General features: G+C 64.2%; 25 protein-coding genes and 1 tRNA gene. 16 read left to right on the top strand and 10 right to left on the bottom strand.

What is annotated here, in order from left to right:
* Positions 1 to 3 precede the first annotated feature (3 nt).
* From K3551_RS00350 to K3551_RS00300, 11 genes are all read left to right on the top strand, one after another.
* Complete coding sequence (locus tag K3551_RS00350) at positions 4 to 300, top strand: hypothetical protein (protein ID WP_259916643.1); 297 nt, start codon at positions 4 to 6, stop codon at positions 298 to 300.
* The gene (gene nuoI / locus K3551_RS00345; RefSeq protein WP_259916641.1) at positions 300 to 794 is read left to right on the top strand and encodes an NADH-quinone oxidoreductase subunit NuoI; all 495 of its coding nucleotides are present in this window, start codon (positions 300 to 302) and stop codon (positions 792 to 794) included. Before K3551_RS00350 ends, nuoI begins: the two co-directional genes overlap by 1 nt.
* Positions 791 to 1,186, top strand: coding sequence for a carboxymuconolactone decarboxylase family protein (locus K3551_RS00340; RefSeq protein ID WP_259916639.1), 396 nt, complete (start codon positions 791 to 793; stop codon positions 1,184 to 1,186). Before nuoI ends, K3551_RS00340 begins: the two co-directional genes overlap by 4 nt.
* Positions 1,183 to 1,797, top strand: coding sequence for an NADH-quinone oxidoreductase subunit J (locus tag K3551_RS00335; protein WP_259916637.1), 615 nt, complete (start codon positions 1,183 to 1,185; stop codon positions 1,795 to 1,797). The genes K3551_RS00340 and K3551_RS00335 overlap by 4 nt, the downstream gene beginning before the upstream one ends.
* An 88-nt stretch (positions 1,798 to 1,885) precedes the next feature.
* Complete coding sequence (gene nuoK, locus K3551_RS00330) at positions 1,886 to 2,191, top strand: NADH-quinone oxidoreductase subunit NuoK (protein ID WP_259919693.1); 306 nt, start codon at positions 1,886 to 1,888, stop codon at positions 2,189 to 2,191.
* Positions 2,192 to 2,195: 4 nt separating this feature from the next.
* Complete coding sequence (nuoL, locus tag K3551_RS00325; protein WP_259916635.1) at positions 2,196 to 4,289, top strand: NADH-quinone oxidoreductase subunit L; 2,094 nt, start codon at positions 2,196 to 2,198, stop codon at positions 4,287 to 4,289.
* A gap of 4 nt (positions 4,290 to 4,293) precedes the next feature.
* Positions 4,294 to 5,841: an NADH-quinone oxidoreductase subunit M gene (locus tag K3551_RS00320; protein ID WP_259916634.1), complete on the top strand. Its 1,548-nt coding sequence runs from the start codon at positions 4,294 to 4,296 to the stop codon at positions 5,839 to 5,841.
* 12 nt (positions 5,842 to 5,853) lie between these two features.
* Positions 5,854 to 7,290: an NADH-quinone oxidoreductase subunit NuoN gene (gene nuoN, locus K3551_RS00315; RefSeq protein ID WP_259916632.1), complete on the top strand. Its 1,437-nt coding sequence runs from the start codon at positions 5,854 to 5,856 to the stop codon at positions 7,288 to 7,290.
* Positions 7,291 to 8,025 carry a biotin--[acetyl-CoA-carboxylase] ligase gene (locus K3551_RS00310; protein ID WP_259916629.1) on the top strand — a complete coding sequence of 245 codons (735 nt, stop codon included), beginning with the start codon at positions 7,291 to 7,293 and terminating at the stop codon, positions 8,023 to 8,025.
* Positions 8,025 to 8,792 carry a type III pantothenate kinase gene (locus tag K3551_RS00305; protein ID WP_259916626.1) on the top strand — a complete coding sequence of 256 codons (768 nt, stop codon included), beginning with the start codon at positions 8,025 to 8,027 and terminating at the stop codon, positions 8,790 to 8,792. The genes K3551_RS00310 and K3551_RS00305 overlap by 1 nt, the downstream gene beginning before the upstream one ends.
* Before the next feature lie 6 nt (positions 8,793 to 8,798).
* Positions 8,799 to 10,472, top strand: coding sequence for a ribonuclease J (locus K3551_RS00300; RefSeq protein ID WP_259916623.1), 1,674 nt, complete (start codon positions 8,799 to 8,801; stop codon positions 10,470 to 10,472).
* A 196-nt stretch (positions 10,473 to 10,668) separates the two neighbouring features.
* On the opposite strand, the gene fdhF is transcribed toward K3551_RS00300, so the two are convergent.
* From fdhF to K3551_RS00270, 6 genes are all read right to left on the bottom strand, one after another.
* Positions 10,669 to 13,428, bottom strand: a complete 2,760-nt coding sequence (gene fdhF / locus K3551_RS00295) for a formate dehydrogenase subunit alpha (protein WP_259916621.1) — start codon at positions 13,426 to 13,428, stop codon at positions 10,669 to 10,671.
* 129 nt (positions 13,429 to 13,557) lie between these two features.
* On the bottom strand, positions 13,558 to 14,298 hold the full coding sequence (locus tag K3551_RS00290) for an SDR family oxidoreductase (RefSeq protein WP_259916619.1): 741 nt from the start codon (positions 14,296 to 14,298) through the stop codon (positions 13,558 to 13,560).
* Entirely contained in the window at positions 14,291 to 15,514 is a 1,224-nt protein-coding gene (locus K3551_RS00285; protein WP_259919692.1) for an MFS transporter, read from the bottom strand. Before K3551_RS00285 ends, K3551_RS00290 begins: the two co-directional genes overlap by 8 nt.
* Positions 15,511 to 16,272, bottom strand: a complete 762-nt coding sequence (locus K3551_RS00280) for a DUF1365 domain-containing protein (RefSeq protein WP_259916617.1) — start codon at positions 16,270 to 16,272, stop codon at positions 15,511 to 15,513. Before K3551_RS00280 ends, K3551_RS00285 begins: the two co-directional genes overlap by 4 nt.
* The gene (locus K3551_RS00275) at positions 16,269 to 17,564 is read right to left on the bottom strand and encodes an NAD(P)/FAD-dependent oxidoreductase (RefSeq protein ID WP_259916614.1); all 1,296 of its coding nucleotides are present in this window, start codon (positions 17,562 to 17,564) and stop codon (positions 16,269 to 16,271) included. Before K3551_RS00275 ends, K3551_RS00280 begins: the two co-directional genes overlap by 4 nt.
* Positions 17,565 to 17,748: 184 nt before the next feature.
* Complete coding sequence (locus tag K3551_RS00270; RefSeq protein WP_259916611.1) at positions 17,749 to 18,213, bottom strand: CreA family protein; 465 nt, start codon at positions 18,211 to 18,213, stop codon at positions 17,749 to 17,751.
* Between the two features lie 102 nt (positions 18,214 to 18,315).
* On the opposite strand from K3551_RS00270, the gene yghX reads away from it, so the two are divergent.
* The 3 genes from yghX to K3551_RS00255 are packed head-to-tail and all read left to right on the top strand — an operon-like array spanning position 18,316 to position 20,101.
* A complete protein-coding gene (gene yghX / locus K3551_RS00265) occupies positions 18,316 to 19,200 on the top strand; it encodes a YghX family hydrolase (RefSeq protein WP_259916609.1) in 885 nt (294 codons plus the stop codon).
* Positions 19,193 to 19,423, top strand: coding sequence for a hypothetical protein (locus tag K3551_RS00260; RefSeq protein WP_259916607.1), 231 nt, complete (start codon positions 19,193 to 19,195; stop codon positions 19,421 to 19,423). The genes yghX and K3551_RS00260 overlap by 8 nt, the downstream gene beginning before the upstream one ends.
* A 21-nt stretch (positions 19,424 to 19,444) precedes the next feature.
* Positions 19,445 to 20,101, top strand: a complete 657-nt coding sequence (locus K3551_RS00255) for an RluA family pseudouridine synthase (protein WP_259916605.1) — start codon at positions 19,445 to 19,447, stop codon at positions 20,099 to 20,101.
* 2 nt (positions 20,102 to 20,103) lie between these two features.
* Here K3551_RS00255 and K3551_RS00250 read toward each other — a convergent pair whose 3' ends face one another.
* Positions 20,104 to 20,253: a hypothetical protein gene (locus tag K3551_RS00250; protein WP_259916602.1), complete on the bottom strand. Its 150-nt coding sequence runs from the start codon at positions 20,251 to 20,253 to the stop codon at positions 20,104 to 20,106.
* 143 nt (positions 20,254 to 20,396) lie between these two features.
* Between K3551_RS00250 and K3551_RS00245 the strand changes: the two genes are divergently transcribed.
* Entirely contained in the window at positions 20,397 to 21,053 is a 657-nt protein-coding gene (locus K3551_RS00245) for a peroxiredoxin (RefSeq protein WP_259916599.1), read from the top strand.
* A gap of 7 nt (positions 21,054 to 21,060) precedes the next feature.
* Here the strand turns inward: K3551_RS00245 and K3551_RS00240 are convergent, their stop codons facing one another.
* The 3 genes from K3551_RS00240 to K3551_RS00230 form a co-directional block, all read right to left on the bottom strand.
* Positions 21,061 to 21,477, bottom strand: coding sequence for a MarR family winged helix-turn-helix transcriptional regulator (locus K3551_RS00240; protein WP_259916597.1), 417 nt, complete (start codon positions 21,475 to 21,477; stop codon positions 21,061 to 21,063).
* Positions 21,478 to 21,576: 99 nt separating this feature from the next.
* On the bottom strand, positions 21,577 to 21,702 hold the full coding sequence (gene ykgO / locus K3551_RS00235) for a type B 50S ribosomal protein L36 (protein ID WP_005850168.1): 126 nt from the start codon (positions 21,700 to 21,702) through the stop codon (positions 21,577 to 21,579).
* 95 nt (positions 21,703 to 21,797) lie between these two features.
* A tRNA-Val gene (locus tag K3551_RS00230) sits at positions 21,798 to 21,872 on the bottom strand.
* Between the two features lie 141 nt (positions 21,873 to 22,013).
* On the opposite strand from K3551_RS00230, the gene K3551_RS00225 reads away from it, so the two are divergent.
* On the top strand, positions 22,014 to 22,871 hold the full coding sequence (locus K3551_RS00225; protein ID WP_259916596.1) for an N-formylglutamate amidohydrolase: 858 nt from the start codon (positions 22,014 to 22,016) through the stop codon (positions 22,869 to 22,871).

The raw sequence follows: 22,871 nt of genomic DNA, 5'->3' as shown, positions 1-22,871 counted from the left end.
GGCATGGCCGACCTTGCAGACCGTCGTTCCGGCCGGGCCTTGATCCTTCTGGTTATGACCGCCCAGACCGGGCTTTATAATCTGTATCTGGGCCGTCCGGGCCGCGCGGTCGCAATGTCCGGCGCGCTGGCAATTGCCCTGTGCCTTTTCGTGTTTGCGCCTGGCACGCCGACGGCCGTGCTGGCGTTTGGCGTGTTCCTTGCCCTGTCCGCCTTGGTTTTCGCGGACCTGAGGCAGCTAGATCACCTTGTCGCGGAAACCCCAGCGGCTGTATCCGCCCAACAGAAAGGAGCCTCGTGATGACCCAGATCGACTGGACCCGCTCCGCCAAGTACTTCCTGCTCGCCGATATGTGGACGGGCATGAAACTGGGCCTGCGTTACTTCTTCGCACCGAAGGCCACGCTGAACTATCCGCACGAAAAAGGCCCGCTCAGCCCGCGATTCCGTGGCGAACATGCCTTGCGTCGGTATCCCAATGGCGAAGAACGGTGCATCGCCTGCAAATTGTGTGAGGCCGTCTGCCCCGCGCAGGCCATCACGATCGACGCCGAGCCGCGCGAGGATGGCTCGCGCCGCACCACGCGTTACGACATCGACATGACAAAGTGCATCTATTGCGGCTTCTGCCAGGAAGCCTGCCCGGTCGATGCCATCGTCGAAGGTCCGAACTTCGAATTCGCGACCGAGACCCGCGAAGAGCTTTTCTACGACAAGGAAAAGCTGCTGGAGAATGGTGAGCGGTGGGAAGCGGTGATCGCCAAGAACCTCGAACTGGATGCGCCCTACCGATGACAGATCCGCAGAACCCCTTCGCGGCCTGGATGGGCCATATGCAGGACATGGCCAAGGCCATGAACCCCGCGCTCGAGAACTTCACGCCCACTGGCTTTGAGAAGCTCTGGCCGACGATGCCGCCCGAGGTCATGGAGACCTTCATGGGCAAGGGTGTCTCGCCCGAGGGTCTGGACGCCAAGACCAAGATGCTGCTGACGCTCGCCGGTCTGACCGTGCTGGGAGCCCAGGCCGAGGCGCAGGTCCGCATGACGATCCGTCAGGCGGTCGCCCAGGGGGCCACCAAGCAGGAGATCGCCGAGACGATCGGTCTGATGGGCCTGTTCGGGGGGCTGCCTGCAATGAACAAGGCCATGGAACTGGCCAACGAGGTTCTGGAGGACAGCAAATGACGGTTCTCGATTTCGCCTTTTACCTGTTCGCGATCCTCACGATCACCGGTGGTCTGATGACTGTCGTGTCGCGCAATCCGGTGCATTCGGTGCTGTGGCTGATCCTGACGTTCCTGTCGACCGCGGGCCTTTTCGTCCTGATCGGGGCGGAGTTCGTGGCCATGTTGCTGGTCATCGTCTACGTCGGCGCGGTCGCGGTGCTGTTCTTGTTCGTGGTGATGATGCTGGACGTGGACTTTGCCGAGCTGAAGGCCGAGATGGCGCGCTATGTGCCCCTGGCCGGCTTGATAGGGATCGTGCTGTTGATGCAGTTGATCATCGCCTATGGCGTCTGGGATGTCGCCGATGGCGTGGTCGTGGCCGAAGGACTGGCGTCCATTCCGGTGCCGGCTGAACTGAACACGGCGGCCCTGGGGCTCGTGCTCTATGATCAGTACTTCCTGATGTTTCAGCTGTCCGGCCTGATCCTGCTGGTTGCGATGATCGGCGCGATTGCCCTGACATTGCGCCATCGCAAGGACGTGAAGCGTCAGAACGTGTTGCACCAGATGTGGCGCGATCCGGCCGAGTCGATGACCGTGACGGACGTGAAACCGGGGCAGGGGCTCTGACAAGACGGAGTTTTTTCGAAAACTCCGGCCAAAGTCTTCGCGAAGGCTTTGAACTGACGATGGGGCAACGACCCCAAAGGGGACGATGATGATCGGACTAGAACACTATCTCACGGTGGCGGCGGCCTTGTTCGTCATCGGCATTTTCGGGATCTTCCTGAACCGCAAGAACGTCATCATCATTCTGATGTCGATCGAGCTGATGCTGCTGGCCGTGAACATCAACTTCGTCGCGTTCTCGGGCTTCCTGAGCGATCTGACGGGACAGGTCTTTACCCTGTTCGTCCTGACCGTCGCCGCCGCAGAGGCCGCCATCGGTCTTGCGATCCTGGTCTGCTTCTTCCGCAACAAGGGCACCATCGACGTCGAAGACGTCAACGTGATGAAGGGCTGAGGCTATGGAAACGATTATCCTCTTCGCCCCTCTGGTGGGTGCGATCATCTGCGGCTTCGGCTGGAAGTTCATCGGCGAAAAGGCCGCGATGGTCACCGCCACGGGCCTGTTGTTCCTGTCGGCCCTGCTCAGCTGGATCGTCTTCCTGATCCACGACGGCCAGACCCACATCATTCCGATCATGTCCTGGATCGAGAGCGGCAGCCTGGTCACCGACTGGGCGATCCGGCTGGACCGGCTGACCGCAACGATGCTGATCGTGGTGACGACGGTCTCGTCGCTCGTCCATCTCTATTCCTTCGGCTACATGGATCACGACCCGCAATGGAAAGAGGGCGAGACCTACAAGCCCCGTTTCTTTGCCTATCTGTCGTTCTTTACCTTCGCGATGCTGATGCTGGTGACGGCGGACAACCTGCTGCAGCTGTTCTTCGGCTGGGAAGGCGTGGGCGTCGCGTCTTATCTGTTGATCGGGTTCTACTGGCGCAAGCCTTCGGCGGGGGGCGCCGCGATGAAGGCGTTCATCGCGAACCGCGTCGGCGACTTCGGGTTTCTGCTGGGGATCTTCGCGATTTTCCTTCTGACCGATGCCATCGGCTTCGACACGATCTTCGCATCCGGGCCTGAGCTGGCCGAAACCTCGATCAGGTTCCTCTGGACCGACTGGAACGCGGCAGAACTGATTGCCTTCCTGCTGTTCATCGGTGCCATGGGCAAATCGGCGCAGCTGGGCCTGCATGTCTGGCTGCCCGACGCGATGGAGGGGCCGACCCCGGTGTCCGCCCTGATCCACGCGGCCACCATGGTGACGGCGGGCGTCTTCCTGGTCTGCCGCATGTCGCCGATCATGGAATTCGCGCCCCACGCCATGGGTTTCGTGGTGGTCATCGGCGCGGCCTCGGCCTTCGTCGCCGCCACGATCGGTCTGGTGCAGAACGACATCAAGCGCGTCATCGCCTATTCGACCATGTCGCAGCTGGGCTACATGTTCGTGGCCGCGGGCCTCGGGGCCTATTCGGTTGCCATGTTCCACCTGCTGACGCACGCGTTTTTCAAGGCGATGCTGTTTCTGGGCGCGGGTTCGGTCATCCATGCGATGCACCACGAACAGGATATGCGGAACTATGGTGGCCTGAAGGACAAGATCCCGCTGACCTTCTGGGCCATGATGATCGGCACGTTGGCGATTACTGGCGTCGGCATCCCGCTGCTCTACATCGGGTTCCCGGTCGGCTTTGCGGGTTTCGTGTCCAAGGATGCCATCATCGAAGTGGCCTACGTCGGATCGACGGGCGCGTTCTGGGTTCTGGTCGCCGCCGCAGCGATGACCAGTTTCTATTCCTGGCGTCTCATGTTCCTGACATTCTACGGCACCCCGCGCGGGGACAAGCACACCCATGACCACGCGCATGAAAGCCCCCGTGTCATGACCATTCCGCTGGGTGTTCTGGCTGTCGGGTCGGTGCTGGCTGGCATGGTCTTCTACGGGCCGTTCTTCGGATCGCAGGCCAAGGTCGACCATTTCTTCGGTATCACCGAAGAGGCCCCGGCCGATGATCACGCTGGTCTGGCCCTGGTTGGCGCGGCCCATGCCGCCGGTGACGAGGGTCACGCGGAGGAGGGCGACCACGCCCGCCATCAAACCCCCGGCGAGGGTGCCATCTACATCGGCGACGACAACCACGTCATCCACGAGGCGCACCTGGTGCCCGTCTGGGTCAAGCTGTCGCCGTTCTTTGCCATGCTGTTCGGTCTGGGGGCTGCCTGGATGTTCTATATCCGTCGTCCCAGCCTGCCTGCGCAGTGGGCGACCAACCTGAACGCGCTTTATACTTTCCTGCTCAACAAGTGGTACTTCGACGAGATCTACGATGTGCTTTTCGTCCGCTCCGCCAAGTGGCTGGGCCGCTTCCTGTGGAAGAACGGCGACGGGAAGGTCATCGACGGCGGGATCAACGGCCTGGCAATGGGCATCGTGCCCTTCTTCACCAAGGCGCTGAACAAGGCGCAGTCAGGCTACATCTTCACCTATGCCTTCGCGATGGTCCTCGGGATTGTGGTCCTGATCACCTGGACGACCATCGCGGCGGGGAACTGAGATCATGGACAACCTCCTCTCCATCGTCACCTTCACCCCGCTGATCGCGGCGCTGATCCTGGCCGTGTTCCTGCGCGGCAACGATGCAGCTGCGCAGCGCAACGCAAAATGGCTGGCCCTGGGGGCGACGACCTTCACCTTTCTGGTGTCGATCTTCATCCTGACCGGCTTTGACCCGCAGAACACCGGTTTTCAGTTCGTCGAGGAACGCGACTGGCTGCTGGGTCTGAAATACAAGATGGGCGTCGACGGTATCTCGGTCACCTTCGTGATGCTGACGACCTTCCTGATGCCGTTGGTGATTGCGTCCTGCTGGGACGTGACGCACCGGGTCAAGGACTACATGGTCGCGCTTCTGGTGTTGGAGACGCTGATGCTCGGCGTGTTTTCGGCGCTGGACCTGATCCTGTTCTACCTCTTCTTCGAGGCGGGTCTGATCCCGATGTTCCTGATCATCGGGATCTGGGGCGGGGCGAACCGGATTTATGCGTCGTTCAAATTCTTTCTCTACACGCTGATCGGGTCGGTCCTGATGCTGGTCGCGATGATCGCCATGTACCTGGATGCGGGCACCACCGACATCCCGACACTGCTGACCCATTCGTTCAGCTACGCGCCGCTCGACGTCCTGGGCTTTACCGTTGTCGGTGGGGCGCAGACCCTGATGTGGCTGGCGTTCTTTGCCAGCTTCGCGGTCAAGATGCCGATGTGGCCGGTGCACACCTGGCTGCCGGACGCGCACGTGCAGGCCCCTACTGCCGGATCCGTGGTGCTGGCTGCGATCCTGCTCAAGATGGGGGGCTACGGCTTCCTGCGCTTTTCGCTGCCGATGTTCCCGGTCGGGTCCGAGGTCCTGGGCGAGATGGTCCTTTGGCTGTCAGCCATCGCCATCGTCTATGCTTCGCTGGTCGCCCTGATGCAGGACGACATGAAAAAACTGATCGCCTATTCGTCGGTCGCGCACATGGGTTTCGTTACCATGGGCATCTTTGCGGCCAACCAGCAGGGGGTCGATGGGGCCATCTTCCAGATGATCAGCCACGGCTTCATCTCGGGTGCGCTGTTCCTTTGCGTGGGCGTCGTCTACGACCGGATGCACACGCGTGACATTGACGCCTATGGCGGCCTTGTGAACCGGATGCCGGCCTATGCGCTGATCTTCATGCTGTTCACCATGGCCAACGTGGGCCTACCGGGCACCTCGGGCTTCGTGGGTGAATTCCTGACGCTGATGGGTGTCTTCCAGGTCAACACCTGGGTCGCGCTGGTGGCCTGTACTGGGGTCATCTTCTCGGCTGGCTACGCGCTTTGGCTGTATCGCCGGGTCGTCTTTGGCGATCTGATCAAGGAAAGCCTGCGCTCGATCACTGACATGACCACCCGTGAAAAGGCGATCTTTGCGCCGCTGGTGTTCTTTACCATTCTGCTGGGCGTTTATCCGTCGCTGCTCACTGACATCATCAGCCCGTCCGTCGCGGCGCTGGTCGAGAATTACGAGGTCGCGACTGCCGACCTGATCCTCGATCATGCGGTCGCGGATGCCGGGCACTGAGGGGATAGGTCCATGATTGCCTCCGACCTGAATATCATCCTTCCCGAGATCCTGCTGTCCGTCTACGTGATGGTAGCCCTACTGGGGGCCGTCTATACCGGCAAGGACGCGTTGGCGCGGCCGCTGGTCTGGCTGACCGCGGCGGTTCTGACCCTGACCGCGTTCTGGATCGGTGTGGCCGATGACGGCGGCTCCGGGTTCAACGACATGATCGTCAAGGACGGGTTCTCGCGCTTTGCGCAGGTCACGATCCTGTTGTCGGCGGCGGTCGTTCTGGTCATCGGGCAGGACTACATGTCCCGTTCCGGCCTGTTGAAGTTCGAGTATCCGCTGCTGATCACCCTGTCGGTTGTCGGCATGATGGTCATGGTGTCGGCCAGCAACCTGCTGACCCTCTACATGGGGTTGGAACTGCAATCGCTGAGCCTTTACGTCGTGGCCTCCATGCGGCGCGACCATGTGAAGTCGACCGAAGCGGGCCTGAAGTATTTCGTCCTCGGCGCGCTGTCGTCCGGTCTGCTGCTTTATGGTATCTCGCTGACCTACGGATACGCGGGCACGACGGACTTCGCCGGCGTCATCGCCGCCGCCTCGGACGGTCAGATCGCGCTTGGCTTGCTGTTCGGTCTGGTCTTCATGATCTCGGGCCTGGCGTTCAAGGTGTCGGCCGCCCCGTTCCACATGTGGACGCCCGACGTCTACGAAGGCTCGCCCACGCCGGTCACCGCGTTCTTCGCCACCGCGCCCAAGGTCGCGGCCATGGGCATGTTCGCCCGCGTCACCCACGACGCCTTTGGCGGGGTGGTCAGCGACTGGCAACAGATCGTGGCGCTGCTGTCGGTCCTGTCGATGTTTGTCGGCGCCATTGCCGCCATCGGTCAGCGCGATATCAAACGCCTGATGGCCTATTCGTCGATTGCCCACATGGGTTACGCCCTGATGGGTCTGGCGGCTGGCACGGCGGGCGGTGTCGAGGCGATGCTGCTCTATATGGCGATCTATGTGGTCATGAACATCGGCACCTTTGCTTTCATCCTGGCGATGTCGCGTGATGGGTTGGAAACGACGGATATCCGGTCGCTCAACCAGCTGTCGGACAAGCATCCGGGCAAGGCGCTGGCGCTGCTGGTTCTGATGTTCTCGCTGGCGGGTATCCCGCCGATGCTGGGCTTCTTCGCCAAGCTGGCCGTGTTGCAGGCTGCGGTGGATGCGGGGCTGGTCTGGCTGGCCGTGCTGGGCGTCCTCGCCTCGGTCATCGGTGCGTTCTACTATCTGCGGATCGTCTACTACATGTACTTCGGCGAGACCGAGACCCCGGTCGATGGTGACATGCCGATGGTGCAATGGGTCGCGCTGGCTGCCTCGGCGATCATCATGGTCGTGGGGATCGTCAATCTCTTCGGTCTCGAAAGCATCGCAGCCGCAGCCGCCGCGACGCTGGTGAACTGATTGGCAGCCTGGCCGGAGGGTCTGGACCGGGTCGTCCTGGCGACCGTCGACAGCACTTCGGCCGAGGCGGCGCGGCGCGCATCCGTGGTGCCGACATGGTACCTCGGGCTGGAGCAGACCGCAGCCAAGGGGCGCCGGGGCCGCGACTGGTCCATGCCCGCAGGCAACTTTGCCGCATCCCTCGCCTGGCGTCCGGGCGGGGACCCGGCTGCCCTGGCGCTGCGCAGCTTTGCGGCCTCGCTGGCGTTGCATGATGTGCTGACCGATCTGGGCGTGATGGGCCTGTCGCTGAAATGGCCCAACGACGTCCTTTTGAATGGCGGCAAACTGGCGGGTATCCTGCTGGAGAGCCCCACCCCCGGCCTGCTGGTTCTGGGCATCGGCATCAATCTCATCGCGGCCCCCACCCCTGACCAGGTAGAGCCGGGTGCCTTCGCCCCCGTCTCCCTGCTGGAGGCGACGGGCCTGCGCGTCACGCCCGAAGCAATGCTGGACGCGCTGGCCCCCGCATTCGCCCGACGCGAGGCGCAGCTGGCGACCTGGGGTTTTGCGCCGATCCGCACCGACTGGATGAAACACGCCGCCCGTCTGGGCCAGCCGATCACCGCGCGCACCGTGACCGAGACGACCACGGGGACGTTCGAGGATGTGGATGCCGACGGGCGCCTGATCCTGCGGACACCGGATGGTCCGCGCAAGATCACCGCCGGCGACGTCTTTTTCGGAGGGACCTGATGCTTCTGACCATAGACTGCGGCAACACCAACACCGTCTTCGGGATCTGGGACGGGACGGATTTCGTCGCGTCCTGGCGCCGCGCTACCAACGCGCAGAGCACCGGGGACGAATATTACACTTGGCTGCGCACCTCGATGAGCCTGCGCAACATCGATGTGGTCATCACGGACTGCATCATCTCGTCCACCGTTCCGCGCGTGGTGTTCAACCTGCGGGTGCTCTGTGACCGCTATTTCGACACACGCCCCCTTGTGGTGGGCAAACCGGATTGCCATCTGCCAGTCGATCCCCGCGTGGATACGGGCACCACGGTCGGACCGGACCGCCTGGTGAACACTGCCGCCGGTTTCGACCGGCATGGCGGGGATCTGATCGTTGTCGATTTCGGCACCGCCACCACCTTTGACGTCGTGGATCACGATGGGGCTTACGTCGGGGGGGTCATTGCACCCGGCGTCAACCTCAGTCTAGAGGCCCTGCACATGGCCGCCGCCGCCCTGCCGCATGTGGATATCACACAGCCGCAGCGCGTCGTTGGCACGAACACCGTCGCCTGCATGCAGTCGGGGATCTTCTGGGGCTATGTCGGCCTTATCAAAGAGATCACGACCCGCATCCGCGCTGAACGCGCGCGACCCATGAAGATTATCGCCACCGGGGGGCTTGCCCCGCTCTTTCAGCAGGCCGAAAGCCTGTTCGACGCATTCGAAGAAGATTTGACGATGCACGGGCTGACCGTCATCCATACGCACAACAAGGACTAAAGAAACATGGCACGCGACAGGCTCATCTACCTTCCCCTGGGGGGGGCGGGCGAAATCGGCATGAATGCCTATGTCTACGGCTACGGACCCGAGGGAAAGGAACGTCTGATCCTGGTGGATCTGGGCATCGCCTTTCCGGACATGGACACCACACCCGGCGTGGACGTCATCGTCCCCGACATCACCTGGCTGACTGACCGGCTGGACCGGCTGGAAGGGGTGTTCATCACCCACGCCCACGAAGATCACGTGGGCGGCGTGGGCCACCTGTTCCCGCAGCTCAAGACCAGGATCCACGCGCGCAAGTTCACCGCCAACCTGGCGCGCCGCAAGCTGACCGAAAAGGGGCAGGACCCCAAGATGGTCATCACGGCGGAACCTTTTCCCGCGATGATCGAGGCCGGGCCGTTCAAGGTGGGTTTCCTGCCGGTGTCGCATTCGATCCCCGAAAGCGCGGGCCTTGTGATCGACACACCTGCGGGTCGCGTCATTCACACCGGCGATTTCAAGATCGACCATTCCCCCGTCGTCGGCGAGGCCTTTGACGAGGCGCTCTGGTCGGAGGCGTCCAAGGATGGCGTGCGTGCTCTGGTCTGCGATTCGACGAACGTGTTCAGCAAGCACCCCGGCCGGTCCGAAGCCGAGGTGAAGCCGAACCTGGTGCCGTTGGTCCAGCAGGCCAAGGGAATGTTCGTGGCCACCACATTCGCGTCCAACGTGGCCCGGCTGAAATCGCTGGCCGATGCCGGCGTCGCGGCGGGCCGGTCCATCTGCTTGATGGGGCGCGCCATGCGCCGCATGACCGAAGCCGCGATGGAGGAGGGGCTGCTGACTGACTTCCCCAAGACCATCAGCCCCGAAGATGCCGCCAGCATTCCGCGCGAGAACCTGATGCTGATCGTCACCGGGTCGCAGGGCGAGCGGCGGGCCGCCTCGGCGCAACTGTCACGTGGCAAGTATTTCGGGATGGAGCTGAAGGAAGGCGACACCTTCCTGTTTTCGTCAAAGACGATTCCGGGCAACGAAAAGGAAGTCGCCCGCATCATGAACAACCTGTCGGAAATGGGTGTGGACGTGGTGACGGATGCCGACGGTCTGTATCACGTATCCGGTCATGCCAACCGCCCGGACCTGGCCGCGGTGCACAACATCGTCCAGCCACAGGTCGTGATCCCGATGCACGGCGAGCATCGGCACCTGCGCGAACATGCCAAGCTTGCGGAATCGCTGGGCCGGATCGGGATCGTCGCGCCAAACGGCACGATGGTATCGCTTTCGGGAAACAAGCCGGAGGTGGTCGACTTCGTCGAGACAGGGCGCACCTATGTCGACGGCTCCGCGTTGGTCGGACAGTTCGACGGCGTGGTCCGGGACCGGATTCGCATGGCGTTGAACGGCCATGCGGTTGTCGCGGTCATGGTGGATGACGACGACGAAGTGTTGGAGGATACCTGGGTAGAGCTGCGCGGCTTGCCCGACGCAGCAGGCAATGGTGCGCCCCTGGCCGATCTGATGGAAACCCATCTGGCCGGGCAGTTGGCCCGCGTCGATACCCGCACGGCCGGGGACGACGAAAAGCTGGAGACCCTGATCGTCAAAGGCGTCCGCAAGATCGCACAGGACGAGGTCGGCAAACGGCCCGAAGTCACGGTGCTGATCACCCGTTTGGCTGCGGAATAGGTGACGTGATCCAACCTTACGTCACGTCATGTTGCGTAAGGTTGGGAACGGAATTGGTTAATATGTGTTAGTGTTTATGAAGCGGCATGATTGACGCGGTGCCGCTGTCTGCTTTGGTTATCCAGTTGTGCGTCAAAGAGGGGGAGGCTGCTCGCTTCCCCCTCGTTTGTTTTTCCAGACCGCTGCGCATGAGAGCCTATTCTGCTGCAACCTGTTCGACAGCTTCGGCGCGGACGGCGGAAAACTTGAATTCGGGAATCTTGCCGAACGGATCCAGCGCCGCGTTGGTCAACAGGTTCGCCGCCGCCTCGACGAAGGCGAAGGGCAGGAACACCATGTCGGGTGCCACCGCCCTGTCCGCCCGCGCCATCAGGGTCACGCTGCCGCGCCTTGTCGTCAACCGGACCCAGCCGCCCGGTGCAACGCCCAGCTTGCGTAGGGTGGACGGATGCAGCGAGCAGTTCGCCTCCGGCTCCACCGCGTCCAGAACGGCAGAACGCCGGGTCATCGATCCGGTGTGCCAATGTTCCAACTGGCGCCCGGTGGTCAGGATCATCGGATAGTCGGCGTCCGGGGTTTCGTCGGGCGGGATCACGCTGGCAGGCGTGAATCTGGCGCGGCCTTCGGGGCGGGGGAACCCATCGCTGAAGACGATCGACTGACCGGGATCGGTGGGCGACAGCGATGGATAGGTCACCGCCCCCTCGGCGCTGAGCCTGTCCCAGGTAATGTTGTCGAGCGAGCCCATCACCTGCTTCATTTCGGCAAAGACCTGGGACGGGTGGTCATAGCGCCAGTCCAGCCCGCAACGGCGCGCCAGCTCGGTCACGATCCACCAATCCTCGCGCGCTTCGCCCGGGGGCGGCACGGCGGGGCGGCCCATCTGGACCTGGCGGTTGGTGTTGGTCACGGTCCCCGTCTTTTCGGCAAAGGCCGAGGCGGGCAGGATCACATCGGCATAGTTTGCGGTTTCCGTCAGGAAGATATCCTGCACAACCAGATGATCGAGCGAGGCGAGGCCTGCGCGCGCGTGGTCCACATCCGGGTCGGACATGGCGGGGTTTTCCCCCAGAATGTACATCGCGCGAATGTCGCCTGCGTGGACGGCATCCAGAATCTCGGTCACGGTCAGGCCCTTTTCGGCCAGCGGCTCATCACCCCAGAGGCCCGCGTATTTCGCCCGCACCTCGTCCGACAGGACCGAGGCGTAGTCCGGCAGGAACATCGGGATCAGCCCCGCGTCGGACGCGCCTTGCACGTTGTTCTGCCCGCGCAACGGATGCAGCCCCGCACCGGGGCGCCCGACCTGACCGGTCATCAGCGCAAGGCTGATCAGACAGCGGGAATTGTCGGTGCCATGGATGTGCTGCGACACGCCCATGCCCCAGAAAATCATCGCCGATTTCGCCCCGGCAAAGGTTCGCGCGACGGCCCGGATGGTGTCGGCGTCGATGCCGGTCAGGTCGGCCATCTTCTCGGGGGCGAACCCCTCCAGATGGGCGCGCTCCGCCTCCCAGTTCTCGGTCATGGCCTCGATGTACTGCCGGTCGACCAGTCCTTCCTGCGAGATCACGTGCATGATCGAGTTCAGCAGCGCGACATCCGCGCCCGGCCGGAATTGCAGCATATGCGCCGCGTGCCGTTTCAATGCCTGACCGCGCGGATCCATAACGATCAGCTTGCCGCCGCGCTTGGTGAACTGCTTGAAGTAGGTCGCCGCAACAGGGTGATTTTCGACCGGGTTCGCACCGATCACGATGGCCACGTCGGCGTTCTCGATCTCGTTGAAGGTGGCCGTCACGGCCCCCGAGCCGACGTTTTCGATCAGCGCCGCAACCGAAGACGCATGGCAGAGCCGCGTGCAGTGGTCGACGTTGTTATGGCCAAAGCCCTGCCGGATGAACTTCTGGAACAGATAGGCCTCTTCGTTGGAACATTTGGCCGAGCCGAAGCCCGCGACCTGCCGCCTGCGCCCTTTCAGGCCGCTGGCCGCCACCTCCAGCGCCTCGTCCCAGGTCGCCTCGCGGAAGACGGTGGACCAATCGCCCGGATCGACGTTCAGCCCTTTGGCGGGGGCGTCGTCGCGGCGGATCAGTGGTTTGGTCAAACGGTGGGGATGGTGGATGTAGTCAAAGCCAAAGCGCCCCTTGACGCAAAGCCGCCCCTCGTTCGCGGGGCCGTTGATACCGTCGACCTTGACGATCCGGTCGCCCTTGACCTTGAGAGAGACCTGGCACCCAACGCCGCAGAACGGGCAGATCGATTTCGTCTCGCTGTCCCAGTCGGAACTGTCGCCGACCTGATCCGCATCCACCATCGTCGCGGGCATCAAAGCACCGGTCGGGCAGGCCTGTACGCATTCGCCACAGGCCACGCAGGTGCTGTCACCCATCGGATCGTCGAAGTCGAAGACCGGATAGGCGTCGTGCCCGCGCCCGGCCATGCCGATGACGTCGTTGACCTGCACCTCGCGGCAGGCGCGCACGCAAAGGCCACATTGGATGCAGGCGTCCAGGTTCACGCGCATGGCCACGTGGCTGTCGTCCAGCAGGGGAATGCGCCCCGCCTCCAGAACCGGCAGGCGGCTTGTCGTGACGCCCTGGCTTTCGGCCATGTCCCACAGGTGCGAGGCGCGGTCGTGCGCGACCTCTCGTTCCGGTTGATCGGCGACCAGCATTTCCATCACCATCCGGCGGGCACCCTTGGCCCGCGCGCTGTCGGTGGTGACGACCATGCCGGGGGCGGGTTCGCGGATGCAGGAGGCGGCCAGCACCCGCTCGCCCTCGATCTCCACCATGCAGGCCCGGCAGTTGCCATCGGGGCGGTAGCCGGGCGCCGGCTTGTGACACAGGTGCGGGATCTTCAGGCCGCGGCCGTGCGCCACCTCCCAGATGGTTTCTCCGGGTTGCGCTTCGACGGGGGTGCCGTCGAGCGTGAAGCGGATGGTCTCGGCCATGGTGCGTCCCCTGTCTGTCCGGGCCAGACTAGGGGCCGCGCGCCCCCGCCGAAAGACCGCCCGCGACGGCCCCCCGGCGCAAAACGACGCCCGGCGTTTCCGATCCGCCCCGCCCGTGCTCGGATGGCGTCAGCCCTTGCGCGCGAACAGCCCGTACCACAGCCAGTCCGGCAGGAATTGCCCGCCCCGGAACAGCCAGGAAAACACCGTCGGAAAGCTGCGCTTGAAGCCGTCGGAATTCATCAGCTCGAACATCTCCTGCGCGGCCTGGTCCGGTTCCATCAGGAACGGCATGTCGAAGTCGTTCTTGTCCGTCAGCCGGGTCTTGATGAAACCGGGGTTGGCGACCTGCACCTGCACACCGGTGTGGCGCAGGTCGGCATACATCCCTTCGGCCAGCCACATGACGCCAGCCTTGGATGCGCCATAGCCCGAGGCCCCAGGCAACCCACGAAACCCCGACAGCGACCCGGTCAGTACGATATGCCCCGCGTCGCGTGCCACCATGTCGCCGATCACCGCGCCCACCGCGCGGGCAGCCCCGGTGAAGTTGACGTCGCACATCGCCTCGATCTTCTGCGCGTCCCATTCCTGCGCCTTGAGCGGCCAATAGACGCCCGCCAGGAACACCATGCCGTCAATATGCCCGATCCGCGCCGCCGCTTCGGCAACGCTGTCCCTGTCAGAGACGTCGCAGGCCACCACCTCGGACCGGCCCGGCAGGCCGTCCGCGACCTGCTGTAGCTTGTCTTCAGAGCGGGCAGACAGGATCACCTCGGCCCCGCAAGCCGACAGTTTTCGCGCCAGCGCCGCCCCCAGCCCGTCCGAGGCCCCGATCAGCCAGTATCGCTTGCCGCGCCAGTCACGCATCATCCGTCTCCGTCATGTTCAATCGCACCAGCAGCAGGGCCGCCAGCGCCTTCAGGATCAAAGGTAGCCCGGCATAGAGGAACGTCAGCATCGTCAGCGCCCCATCTGCATTGTCGCCACCGGGTGCGAAGCCCGCGCGATCCAGCGCCGGGAAAAGCGCAATGGCCGCGACCGCCAGCGTCGCCTTGTTGACAAACGACCAGAGGCCGAAGCCGTCCGCCGCCGAGGGCGCGATCACCGCCATGCGCCGTGCGAACAGCGCGGGGAGCAGCGTCAGATCCGCCCCGACCGCCGCACCGGAGGCCGCGCAGATCACGGCAAAGGCCAACACGTCGCCGGTGCCCAACGTCAGCGCCCAGCCGAAGGTCACGATCGCCAAAGCCATGCCCGCCAACAAGGCCCGATGCGTGCCCCAGCGGGTGGCGGCCCGCCCCCAAAGCGGCGCGGCGCAGGCCGCCGACAGAAAAAACAGCAGGAGCAGCGGGCCTGCGATGTCAGGTGCGCCAAGGCGATCCTCGACGAAGAACAGGAACAAGGTCGAGGTGACCGCCACCGGCGTCGCATTGGCCAGCGCGATCAGCAACAGGCGGCGCGCGGTCGCATCTCCCAGAACGGCGTGCAATCCACTGGGGGCCGGTCCCGCAGCCTGCGCGGACCATTCAGGCCGCATCGCCCAAAGCGCCGCAGCCGTCAGCGCGGCAAAGATCAGCGCATAGATCGTGAACGGCGCGCCGGTGCCGGCCAGCAGGGCGGGCAGGGCGGCGGCCAGGCATACCCCCGACAGGGCCCCCGTTTCGCGCCAGGTGGCCAGACGGACGTGGCCGTCGCCCATCGCCTCGGCCTTGGCCACGCCCTGAGCGTAAAAGCAGATCGTCAGAAAGCTGAACCCGCTGAACAACCCGCCCAGTGTCAGGGCGAACCACCAGACCGGCGGCAGCAGCGGCGGCACGGCGAACAACGCCACCATCGACACGGCCATGACCGCCCCGGCCCCGGCGCACATCGCAGCGCGGTGGGCGCGGGTGACTTCGGCCAGACGGCCCAGCAGGGGGTCCTGCACAACGTCGATCAGCCGCAGGGCAAACAGAACCACGGACAGCTGCGCCAGGGTGACGCCGTAGCTGTCGACATAGAACTTCGGCGCATGGATGTAGATCGGCAGGCCAGCCGCCGCCAGCACCGCGGCAAAACCCGCATAGCGCGGCAGGCCGGTCAGCGGGACACCTCGGAGGCGGGCGGCTTGGGCCGGTTGCGAAACCTGGCCCCCTTCCACCAAAGCTTCAGCGCCTGCCAGTGGATCAACGCCAGAACCCGTCGCGTGCCCATCGGTCGGCGCAGCGCCGCGCGCAGCAATCCGCGATTGGTCAATGGTTGGCGCGGACCGGTCAGCGTGGCCAAAAGGCGGCCATGGTCGCCGGTGTAATCGATCCAGATGCCGATCCGGGCCGCAGAGATGTCAAAGCGAAAGGTATAACTGCCGTCGACCGGCTGGAACGGCGAGACGTGAAAGATCTTCTGCGCGCAAAGTCGCATGTCTCGTGTGATTGGGGTCAGGTCGGGGGTGTGGCACAGATAGGAATGGCGATCGCCGTAGGTGTTTGTGACCTCTGCGATGACGGCACGCAGCGCGCCGCCTTGATCATGGCACAGCCAGAAACTGACCGGGTTGAAGACATGGCCCAGCACCCTCGGCTGCGCCAACAGCAGAAGCGGCCCGTCCGCCACGGTGATCTGATGCGCCGCCAGAACCGCCCGCGCCCAGGGTGCCCCGCGCCCCTGACCCGGCGCGCCGCCATGGTCGCGATCGTTCAAAGCGACCAGCCCGCGCCCATTGCGCCGGAACAGGCGGGGCAGGGGGGCGGGCCGTTCCGCATCGATCAGCACGTAGTCGATGCCGTAGCGAAAGGCGTTCGTCACGCCCTCACCCGCGCGCCCATGAAAGGTCTGCGCGGGGATATGCTGGGCCAGGGTCACTCGGCCGCGACGGGCAGGGTGCCGCGCCGGTTCAGGGCCTGGGCCACATCCACCGCGCTGCGGAAACCGTCTTCGTGGAAGCCGTTGTGCATCCAGGCCCCGCAGAACCACGTGCCACCCGCCCCGTTGATCCCGCGCAGGTCCTCGACCGCGGCCATCATCGACAGGTCGTAGACCGGATGGCGGAACGCCTTCTCATCGTGGATCAGCTCCTCCCGGATTGGGGTCTGGGGGTTAAGCGTCACGAACAGCGGATCATCCTTGGGGATCGGTTGCAGCCGGTTCATCCAGTAGGTCAGGCCGATCCGGTCGGGACGGGCCCCCGTGGGTTCGGCATAGTTCCAGGACGCCCAGCATTTCTGCCGCCGTGGCATCAGAGAGGCATCGGAATGGGTGAGCGCCACGTTCGGCTGATAGCGGATGCGCGACAACAGGCGCGTTTCATCCGGGGTGGGATCTGACAGCAGCGACAGGCTGTCGTCGGAATGGGTGGCCAGGATCACGTCGTCGAAATGTTCCCAATCGCCGCCCTGCATTCGCACGGCCGGGCCGCCTTCGCGGCGGATGCCGGCCACGGGCGCGCCCAGGCGGATGTCGACCCCGACCCGTTCCAGCCGGGCCTGCAGCCGCGTCACATATTCGACCGATCCGCCCTGCACCGTGTACCAGTCATGCTGGCCGGAATTGGACAGAAGGTGATGATTGGCAAAGAACTTGACCATCGCGGCGGCGGGAAAATCCATCACGTCCTGGGACGGCGTCGACCAGATCGCCCCGGAAATCGGGCCCAGATACCAGTCGCGAAAAGCCTGCCCCAGGCCGAGTTGATCCAGAAAGGCAGACAGCGGCAGATCCGGGTCGCTGGCAGAGGACGCAGCGCGCGCATTCCAGGTCACGATGTCCCGCACCATCCGCAGAAAGCGTGGCGACAGCAGGTTGGACCGTTGCGCAAAGACCGTGTCCAGCGTCTGCGTGCTGTATTCCACGGCCCCGCCGCGCAGCGACGCGGCAAAGGACATGTCCGACAGGGCCAGCGGCACGTCCAGATCCTCGAACAGGGTCAGCAGGTTCGGATAATTCACCTTGTTGAAGACGATAAAGCCGGTGTCGACCGGCTGATCGCCCCGTTTGCCCGCCAGGATCGTGCGGGCGTGACCGCCCAGGCGCGGCGCGGCCTCGATCAGGGTCACGGAATGGTCGCGTGAAAGCAGATGCGCAGCGGCCATGCCGCTGATGCCGCCGCCGACCACCGCAATCCGGCGGGGGTGGGGCGTTGTCGGTTCAAAAGGCACGTAAAGGGGGTTCCGTCTGTCGGGGTCGGGGCGGGTGAGCTGTGGAAGGACCTAGGGTCCAGGGATCGTTCGTCCATCCCGCCAGGCCCATCCGGCGGGCGTCTGCGCCCTTTCTGTGACACTCCGCCACATCCGGTGCGGCAGAACGCTGCCGGTCAGGCCACCCTGACCGGCAGGAGTCGCGTCAATCGGCCAGCGTCGCCCCATAAAGTGGCACGGTCGAGATCGACATCTTGGCCGAGCCTTCGGTCAATTCCTGCGCGTGAACCAGGTAGATCAGCGTCTGGTTCGGTTCGTCGAAGATGCGCTTGATCCGCAGCGATTTCAGAATGATCGAGCGGCTTTCGCGGAACACCTGTTCACCGTCCTCGGACAGGTCGATGTCCCCGACCTTGATCGGGCCTGTCTGGCGGCAGGCGATTGATGCGTTGGACGGGTCCTCGAACCAATTGCCCTGGGACAGCCGGTCAATCAGCGAGCGGTCGAAATAGGCGATGTGGCAGGTGACGCCTTCGACCTTGGGGTCCTGGATGGCGTCGATGATGATGTCGTTGCCGACCCAGTCCACCCCGACCTCGCCCACCTGTTCAGCGGCGGCGGGCAGGGCGAGGCAGGCGGCAAGAGCCGTGGCATGTGCGAAGTGTTTCATGAAAGACCAATTCTCCGGGTCACGTGATTGTTCCGTGTCGTGTTTCGTTTGTGAACTATGTTCCCGAGGGAACGACCGCGCACCGGGACAGGAACCTGACAGATGACACGTATGACCGCCAAGGACTTCGACCAAGAGCTTCTGGATCTTTATGACTTCTATGCCCACGGAAAGATCAGCAAACGTGAGTTTCTGGACCGTGCCGGAAAATGGGCCGTGGGCGGCGTGACGGCGCTGGCCCTGCTCAACACGCTCAGCCCGAATTATGCCCTGGCCCAGCAGGTGGCCGAAGATGACGGCGACATCATCGGCGAGGACATCACCTACGACAGTCCGAATGGCCATGGGGCGGTCAACGGGTATCTTGTGCGCCCGGTGGGCGTGGAAACCCCGGCTGCCGTTCTGGTCGTGCATGAGAACCGGGGCCTGAACCCTTATATCCGCGATGTCGCGCGCAGGGTTGCCAAGGCCGGGTTCATCGCGCTGGCCCCGGACGGGCTGACCTCCATGGGGGGGTATCCGGGCACCGACGACGAAGGCCGCGAGATGCAGCGTCAGGTCGACGGTGAAAAGCTGATGAACGACTTCTTTGCGGGCTATGAATTCCTGGCTGCACTGGAGGGGACGAACGGCAAGGTCGGGGCCACCGGTTTCTGCTATGGTGGCGGCGTCGTGAATGCGCTTGCGGTGGCCTACCCGGAGCTGAACGCAGGCGTGCCGTTCTATGGCCGCCAGGCCGCGGCCGACGACGTGCCGAAGATCGAGACGCCGCTGCTGTTCCAGTATGCCGCGCTGGACAGCCGCATCAACGCCGGTTGGCCCGCGATGCAAAAGGCATTGGAAGCCAACGATAAGGTCTATGAGGCCGCCATTTGGCCGGACGTGAACCACGGTTTCCACAACGACACCACGCCCCGCTATGACGCCGAAACGGCAGAGGCGGCCTGGGACAAGACCATCGCCTGGTTCCGCGTCTATCTTGCCTGACGCGGACGGCCCGCGCGACTTTGGCCCGGGGCTGCGGGAAACACGGCTCTACCTGGCGGTTTCGGTCGCCGGGCTTGGCCTTCTGGTGCTGGCCGTCGTCCTTCGGGGCGTCGGCGGTATCGCGGCGATCGAGGTGGTGGGCATCGCGGGGGCGTTCTTTGGCGGCACCGTCATCTGGGCGCTGCGTCGTCTGCGGCGTTTGCGCGGGTCTGGTCGCCGCTGACGGGGCGGGGTAGGGCGTGGCATGCCAAACCCGTCTACGCCCTACGACCCGCCGACCGGCCCCATCGCCACCGTCTATCACGACGATCACCTGCTGGTGGTCGACAAGCCCCACGGCCTGCTGTCGGTGCCGGGCCGGGGCGAACATCTGGCCGACTGCCTGCTGTCGCGGCTGGCCGCCGACTGGCCCGAGGTTTTGCTGTGTCACAGGCTGGACCGGGATACGTCGGGCATCATGATCTTTGCCCTCACCAAGGAAGCGCAGCGCAAAATCGGGCGGATGTTCGAGACCAAGCGCGTCAAGAAACGCTACATCGCGCGGGTCTGGGGCGCGGTCGCAGAGGCATCGGGCACCATCGACCTGCCGCTGATCGTGGACTGGCCGAACCGGCCGCTGCAACACGTGAATTTCGAGACGGGCAAGCCATCGGTGACGGACTGGCACCGGGTCGCGGTCGAGGATGGCACCACCCGAATGCGCCTGATGCCGCGCACCGGGCGCAGCCACCAGTTGCGCGTGCACATGCAGTCGCTGGGCCACCCGATCCTGGGCGATCCGTTCTATGCCTCGGGCGCGGCGCAGGATTTCCCGCGCATGATGCTGCACGCCGAGGGCCTGAAGTTCGAGCACCCGATCGATGGACAGGTCATGCGGCTGGAGGCACCCTGTCCGTTCTGACGTCAGAGAGAGACGGGCCCGGAGGATGTCCGCTGCACGGCGCGAATCCCCTCGACAGGGGTCATTCCGGCCTTGGGCGCGGGCACGTCCAGTGACGCGAACAATATGGCAGCGATCGCAGCCAGCATGGCAAGGACAGGGGCGCGTTTCATCAGCTCGATCCGTTCTTTTTTTCCAGAGGTAGCCGCGCCGATGCCCTGCGCCAAGCGCGCGCACGAAGATAGGCGGAGCTTTGCCTTCCCCCCTGTCACCTGGATGCATAGGTAACGGTCAGGACCAAGCAAGGAGACCCGCCATGGGACTGCGCATCAATCAAGTCGTGCCCGATTTCGAAGCCGAGACCAGCGAGGGACCGATCAAGTTCCACGACTGGATCGGCGACAGCTGGGCGATTCTGTTCAGCCACCCCAAGGATTTCACCCCCGTCTGCACGACCGAGTTCGGTGCCGTCGCCCAACTGGCCGACGAATGGGAAAAGCGCGGCGTGAAGGTCATCGGCATCTCGGTCGACGACGCCGAAAGCCATCGCAAGTGGAAGTCCGACATCGCCACCTTCGGCAAGGCGGACCCGACCTTCCCGATTATCGCTGACGAAGATCTCACCGTGTCCAAGGCCTATGACATGCTGCCCGCCGACGCCTATCTGCCGGACGGCCGCACGCCCAACGACACCGCGACTGTCCGGTCGGTCTACATCATCGGTCCGGACAAGCAGCTGAAGCTGTCGATGACCTATCCGATGAACGTCGGCCGCAATTTTGCGGAAATCCTGCGCGCGGTCGACGCGTTGCAGATGGCGTCCAAGCATGGCGTGGCCGCCCCCGCCAACTGGGAGCAGGGTCGCGATGTGGTGATTCCGGCGGCGGTATCGGATGCGGATGCCAAGGCGAAGTTCGGCGATTTCACCACGCATTTCCCTTATCTGCGGATGACCAAGGATCCCTCTGCCTGAGGTTCCCTCAGCCGAGACGCGCCAACAGCGTCTCGGCCACCCGTGCAAAGGCGGCCCGATCTTCCTTGGTGGTTCCCTCGAACAGGGATGCGAGGGTGTCGGTCCGGTCGGCACGCGCGGCCTGAACCTGCGGCGCGGCGTGATCGTTGAGCCGAATCAGAACCTTTCGGCGGTCCGTCGGATGCCGTTCGCGGGCCACCAGACCTTCCTGCTCCAACCCGTCGATTAAACCGGTGACGGCCTGCGGCGAGATGTTCAGCCGTGTCGCCAGGTCGCGCATGGTGGCGGGACCATCCTTGGCCAGATGGGACAGGGCGGTGATACGCGGGCCGTGGGCCGCCCCTTTGCCTTGCAGTCGGCGCAAAGCCGGGGCCAGGGTATCGATCAACTCGGCGAGTTGTTTGGGAGAATGCGGTTTTGCCATGGGGCAACGAACGCAGCCCCGGGCCGAAGGGTCAAGCCCTGTGCACACAAAGAAAAAGGCCGCCCCCGAAGGAGCGGCCCGATCTCTGTGCCGAATGGCTCAGCCCTGGCGGGCTTTGAACCGGCGCTGGGTCTTGTTGATCACATAGACCCGGCCCTTGCGGCGCACGACGCGGCAGTCGCGGTGCCGGTTCTTCAGCGACCGGAGGGAATTGCGAACCTTCATGGCTGCTCTCCTATTGCCTGCGGGGTGACGCCCCAAGGTGAATATCGTGCCCCCCGAGGGAGGCGGTGAACCCGACCCTCTGTTCGAGGGTGGAATGGTGGGCGATACTGGGATCGAACCAGTGACCCCTTCGATGTCAACGAAGTGCTCTACCGCTGAGCTAATCACCCCTTTGCCCGAAGAAACCGGGAACTTCCCGGCCACCCCTGAGCGTTGGTGGGCGGTGGATAGTGCCTTTCACGAGGCCGTGCAAGGGGGCTTTCGACGGTTTTCTGAAAGCACTATCTAAGGGAAGAGGAGAGCGCCCCACAATGCCGCGAAAGCCATATCGTCTGCACCTTCCCAAAGGGGTTACCGCGCCTGTCGTGGTCGCGTCGCCCCATTCCGGGCGGGCCTATGAGGCTGCGTTTCTTTCCCGATCGGTTCTGGATGCGGGGCGGATTCGCTCCTCCGAGGATGCATTCGTCGATCTGCTGCTGGAACGGGTCCCGGAAATGGGCATGCCGCTTCTGGTCGCAGAGGCGCCACGCGCGTTCCTCGATCTCAACCGATCCCCGGCCGAGCTGGATCCCGCAGTCGTGCACGACGTGCCACGCGGCGCCAGCAACCCAAGGGTCAGTTCCGGCCTGGGGGTGATTCCCCGCGTCGTGGCCCAGGGCCGTGCCATCTACCGGGGAAAGATCACGCGCGCCGAGGCGCAGGACCGGATCGACCGCGTCTGGCATCCCTACCACCGGCAACTCGACAGCCTGATGGCGTCGGCACGGTCGCAATTCGGTCAGGCGATCCTGATCGACTGTCATTCCATGCCCCACGAGGCGATCGAGGGCACGGGTGGCGCGCGTGGTGTCCCGGAGATCGTGCTGGGTGACCGTTTTGGCGCGGCAGCCGACAGCGCGCTTGTGGACGCGGTCGAGACGATTTTTCGCGATCTGGGGTTCCGGGTCGCACGCAATGCGCCCTTTGCCGGCGCCTACATCCTGCAGACCTACGGCAAGCCCGCACAGGGTCGCCACGCCATCCAGATCGAGATCGACCGAACCCTCTACATGGACGAAGCGACGCTGCGGCCCAACGCGCGGTTCGATTCGATCCGCAACCTGCTGAGCGAGGCGATACTGCGTATTCGCGATCTGTCGGTCGGCGCGCAGGGGTTGGCGGCCGAGTGA

It is taken from the genome of Jannaschia sp. M317, assembly GCF_025141175.1.
Lineage (GTDB): Bacteria > Pseudomonadota > Alphaproteobacteria > Rhodobacterales > Rhodobacteraceae > Jannaschia.
This window is presented reverse-complemented; position numbering and strand designations above follow the sequence as displayed.

What these genes read in the sequence shown, in the direction of transcription:
- fdhF (WP_259916621.1), bottom strand. Translation starts at nt 13,428, where the DNA reads ATGGCCGAGACCATCCGCTTCACGCTCGACGGCACCCCCGTCGAAGCG.
- nuoL (WP_259916635.1), top strand. Translation starts at nt 2,196, where the DNA reads ATGGAAACGATTATCCTCTTCGCCCCTCTGGTGGGTGCGATCATCTGC.
- nuoN (WP_259916632.1), top strand. Translation starts at nt 5,854, where the DNA reads ATGATTGCCTCCGACCTGAATATCATCCTTCCCGAGATCCTGCTGTCC.
- K3551_RS00335 (WP_259916637.1), top strand. Translation starts at nt 1,183, where the DNA reads ATGACGGTTCTCGATTTCGCCTTTTACCTGTTCGCGATCCTCACGATC.
- K3551_RS00225 (WP_259916596.1), top strand. Translation starts at nt 22,014, where the DNA reads ATGCCGCGAAAGCCATATCGTCTGCACCTTCCCAAAGGGGTTACCGCG.
- K3551_RS00290 (WP_259916619.1), bottom strand. Translation starts at nt 14,298, where the DNA reads ATGCGTGACTGGCGCGGCAAGCGATACTGGCTGATCGGGGCCTCGGAC.
- ykgO (WP_005850168.1), bottom strand. Translation starts at nt 21,702, where the DNA reads ATGAAGGTTCGCAATTCCCTCCGGTCGCTGAAGAACCGGCACCGCGAC.
- yghX (WP_259916609.1), top strand. Translation starts at nt 18,316, where the DNA reads ATGACACGTATGACCGCCAAGGACTTCGACCAAGAGCTTCTGGATCTT.
- K3551_RS00240 (WP_259916597.1), bottom strand. Translation starts at nt 21,477, where the DNA reads ATGGCAAAACCGCATTCTCCCAAACAACTCGCCGAGTTGATCGATACC.
- K3551_RS00305 (WP_259916626.1), top strand. Translation starts at nt 8,025, where the DNA reads ATGCTTCTGACCATAGACTGCGGCAACACCAACACCGTCTTCGGGATC.
- K3551_RS00320 (WP_259916634.1), top strand. Translation starts at nt 4,294, where the DNA reads ATGGACAACCTCCTCTCCATCGTCACCTTCACCCCGCTGATCGCGGCG.
- K3551_RS00340 (WP_259916639.1), top strand. Translation starts at nt 791, where the DNA reads ATGACAGATCCGCAGAACCCCTTCGCGGCCTGGATGGGCCATATGCAG.
- K3551_RS00270 (WP_259916611.1), bottom strand. Translation starts at nt 18,213, where the DNA reads ATGAAACACTTCGCACATGCCACGGCTCTTGCCGCCTGCCTCGCCCTG.
- K3551_RS00350 (WP_259916643.1), top strand. Translation starts at nt 4, where the DNA reads ATGGCCGACCTTGCAGACCGTCGTTCCGGCCGGGCCTTGATCCTTCTG.
- K3551_RS00300 (WP_259916623.1), top strand. Translation starts at nt 8,799, where the DNA reads ATGGCACGCGACAGGCTCATCTACCTTCCCCTGGGGGGGGCGGGCGAA.
- nuoI (WP_259916641.1), top strand. Translation starts at nt 300, where the DNA reads ATGACCCAGATCGACTGGACCCGCTCCGCCAAGTACTTCCTGCTCGCC.
- K3551_RS00245 (WP_259916599.1), top strand. Translation starts at nt 20,397, where the DNA reads ATGGGACTGCGCATCAATCAAGTCGTGCCCGATTTCGAAGCCGAGACC.
- K3551_RS00250 (WP_259916602.1), bottom strand. Translation starts at nt 20,253, where the DNA reads ATGAAACGCGCCCCTGTCCTTGCCATGCTGGCTGCGATCGCTGCCATA.
- nuoK (WP_259919693.1), top strand. Translation starts at nt 1,886, where the DNA reads ATGATCGGACTAGAACACTATCTCACGGTGGCGGCGGCCTTGTTCGTC.
- K3551_RS00255 (WP_259916605.1), top strand. Translation starts at nt 19,445, where the DNA reads ATGCCAAACCCGTCTACGCCCTACGACCCGCCGACCGGCCCCATCGCC.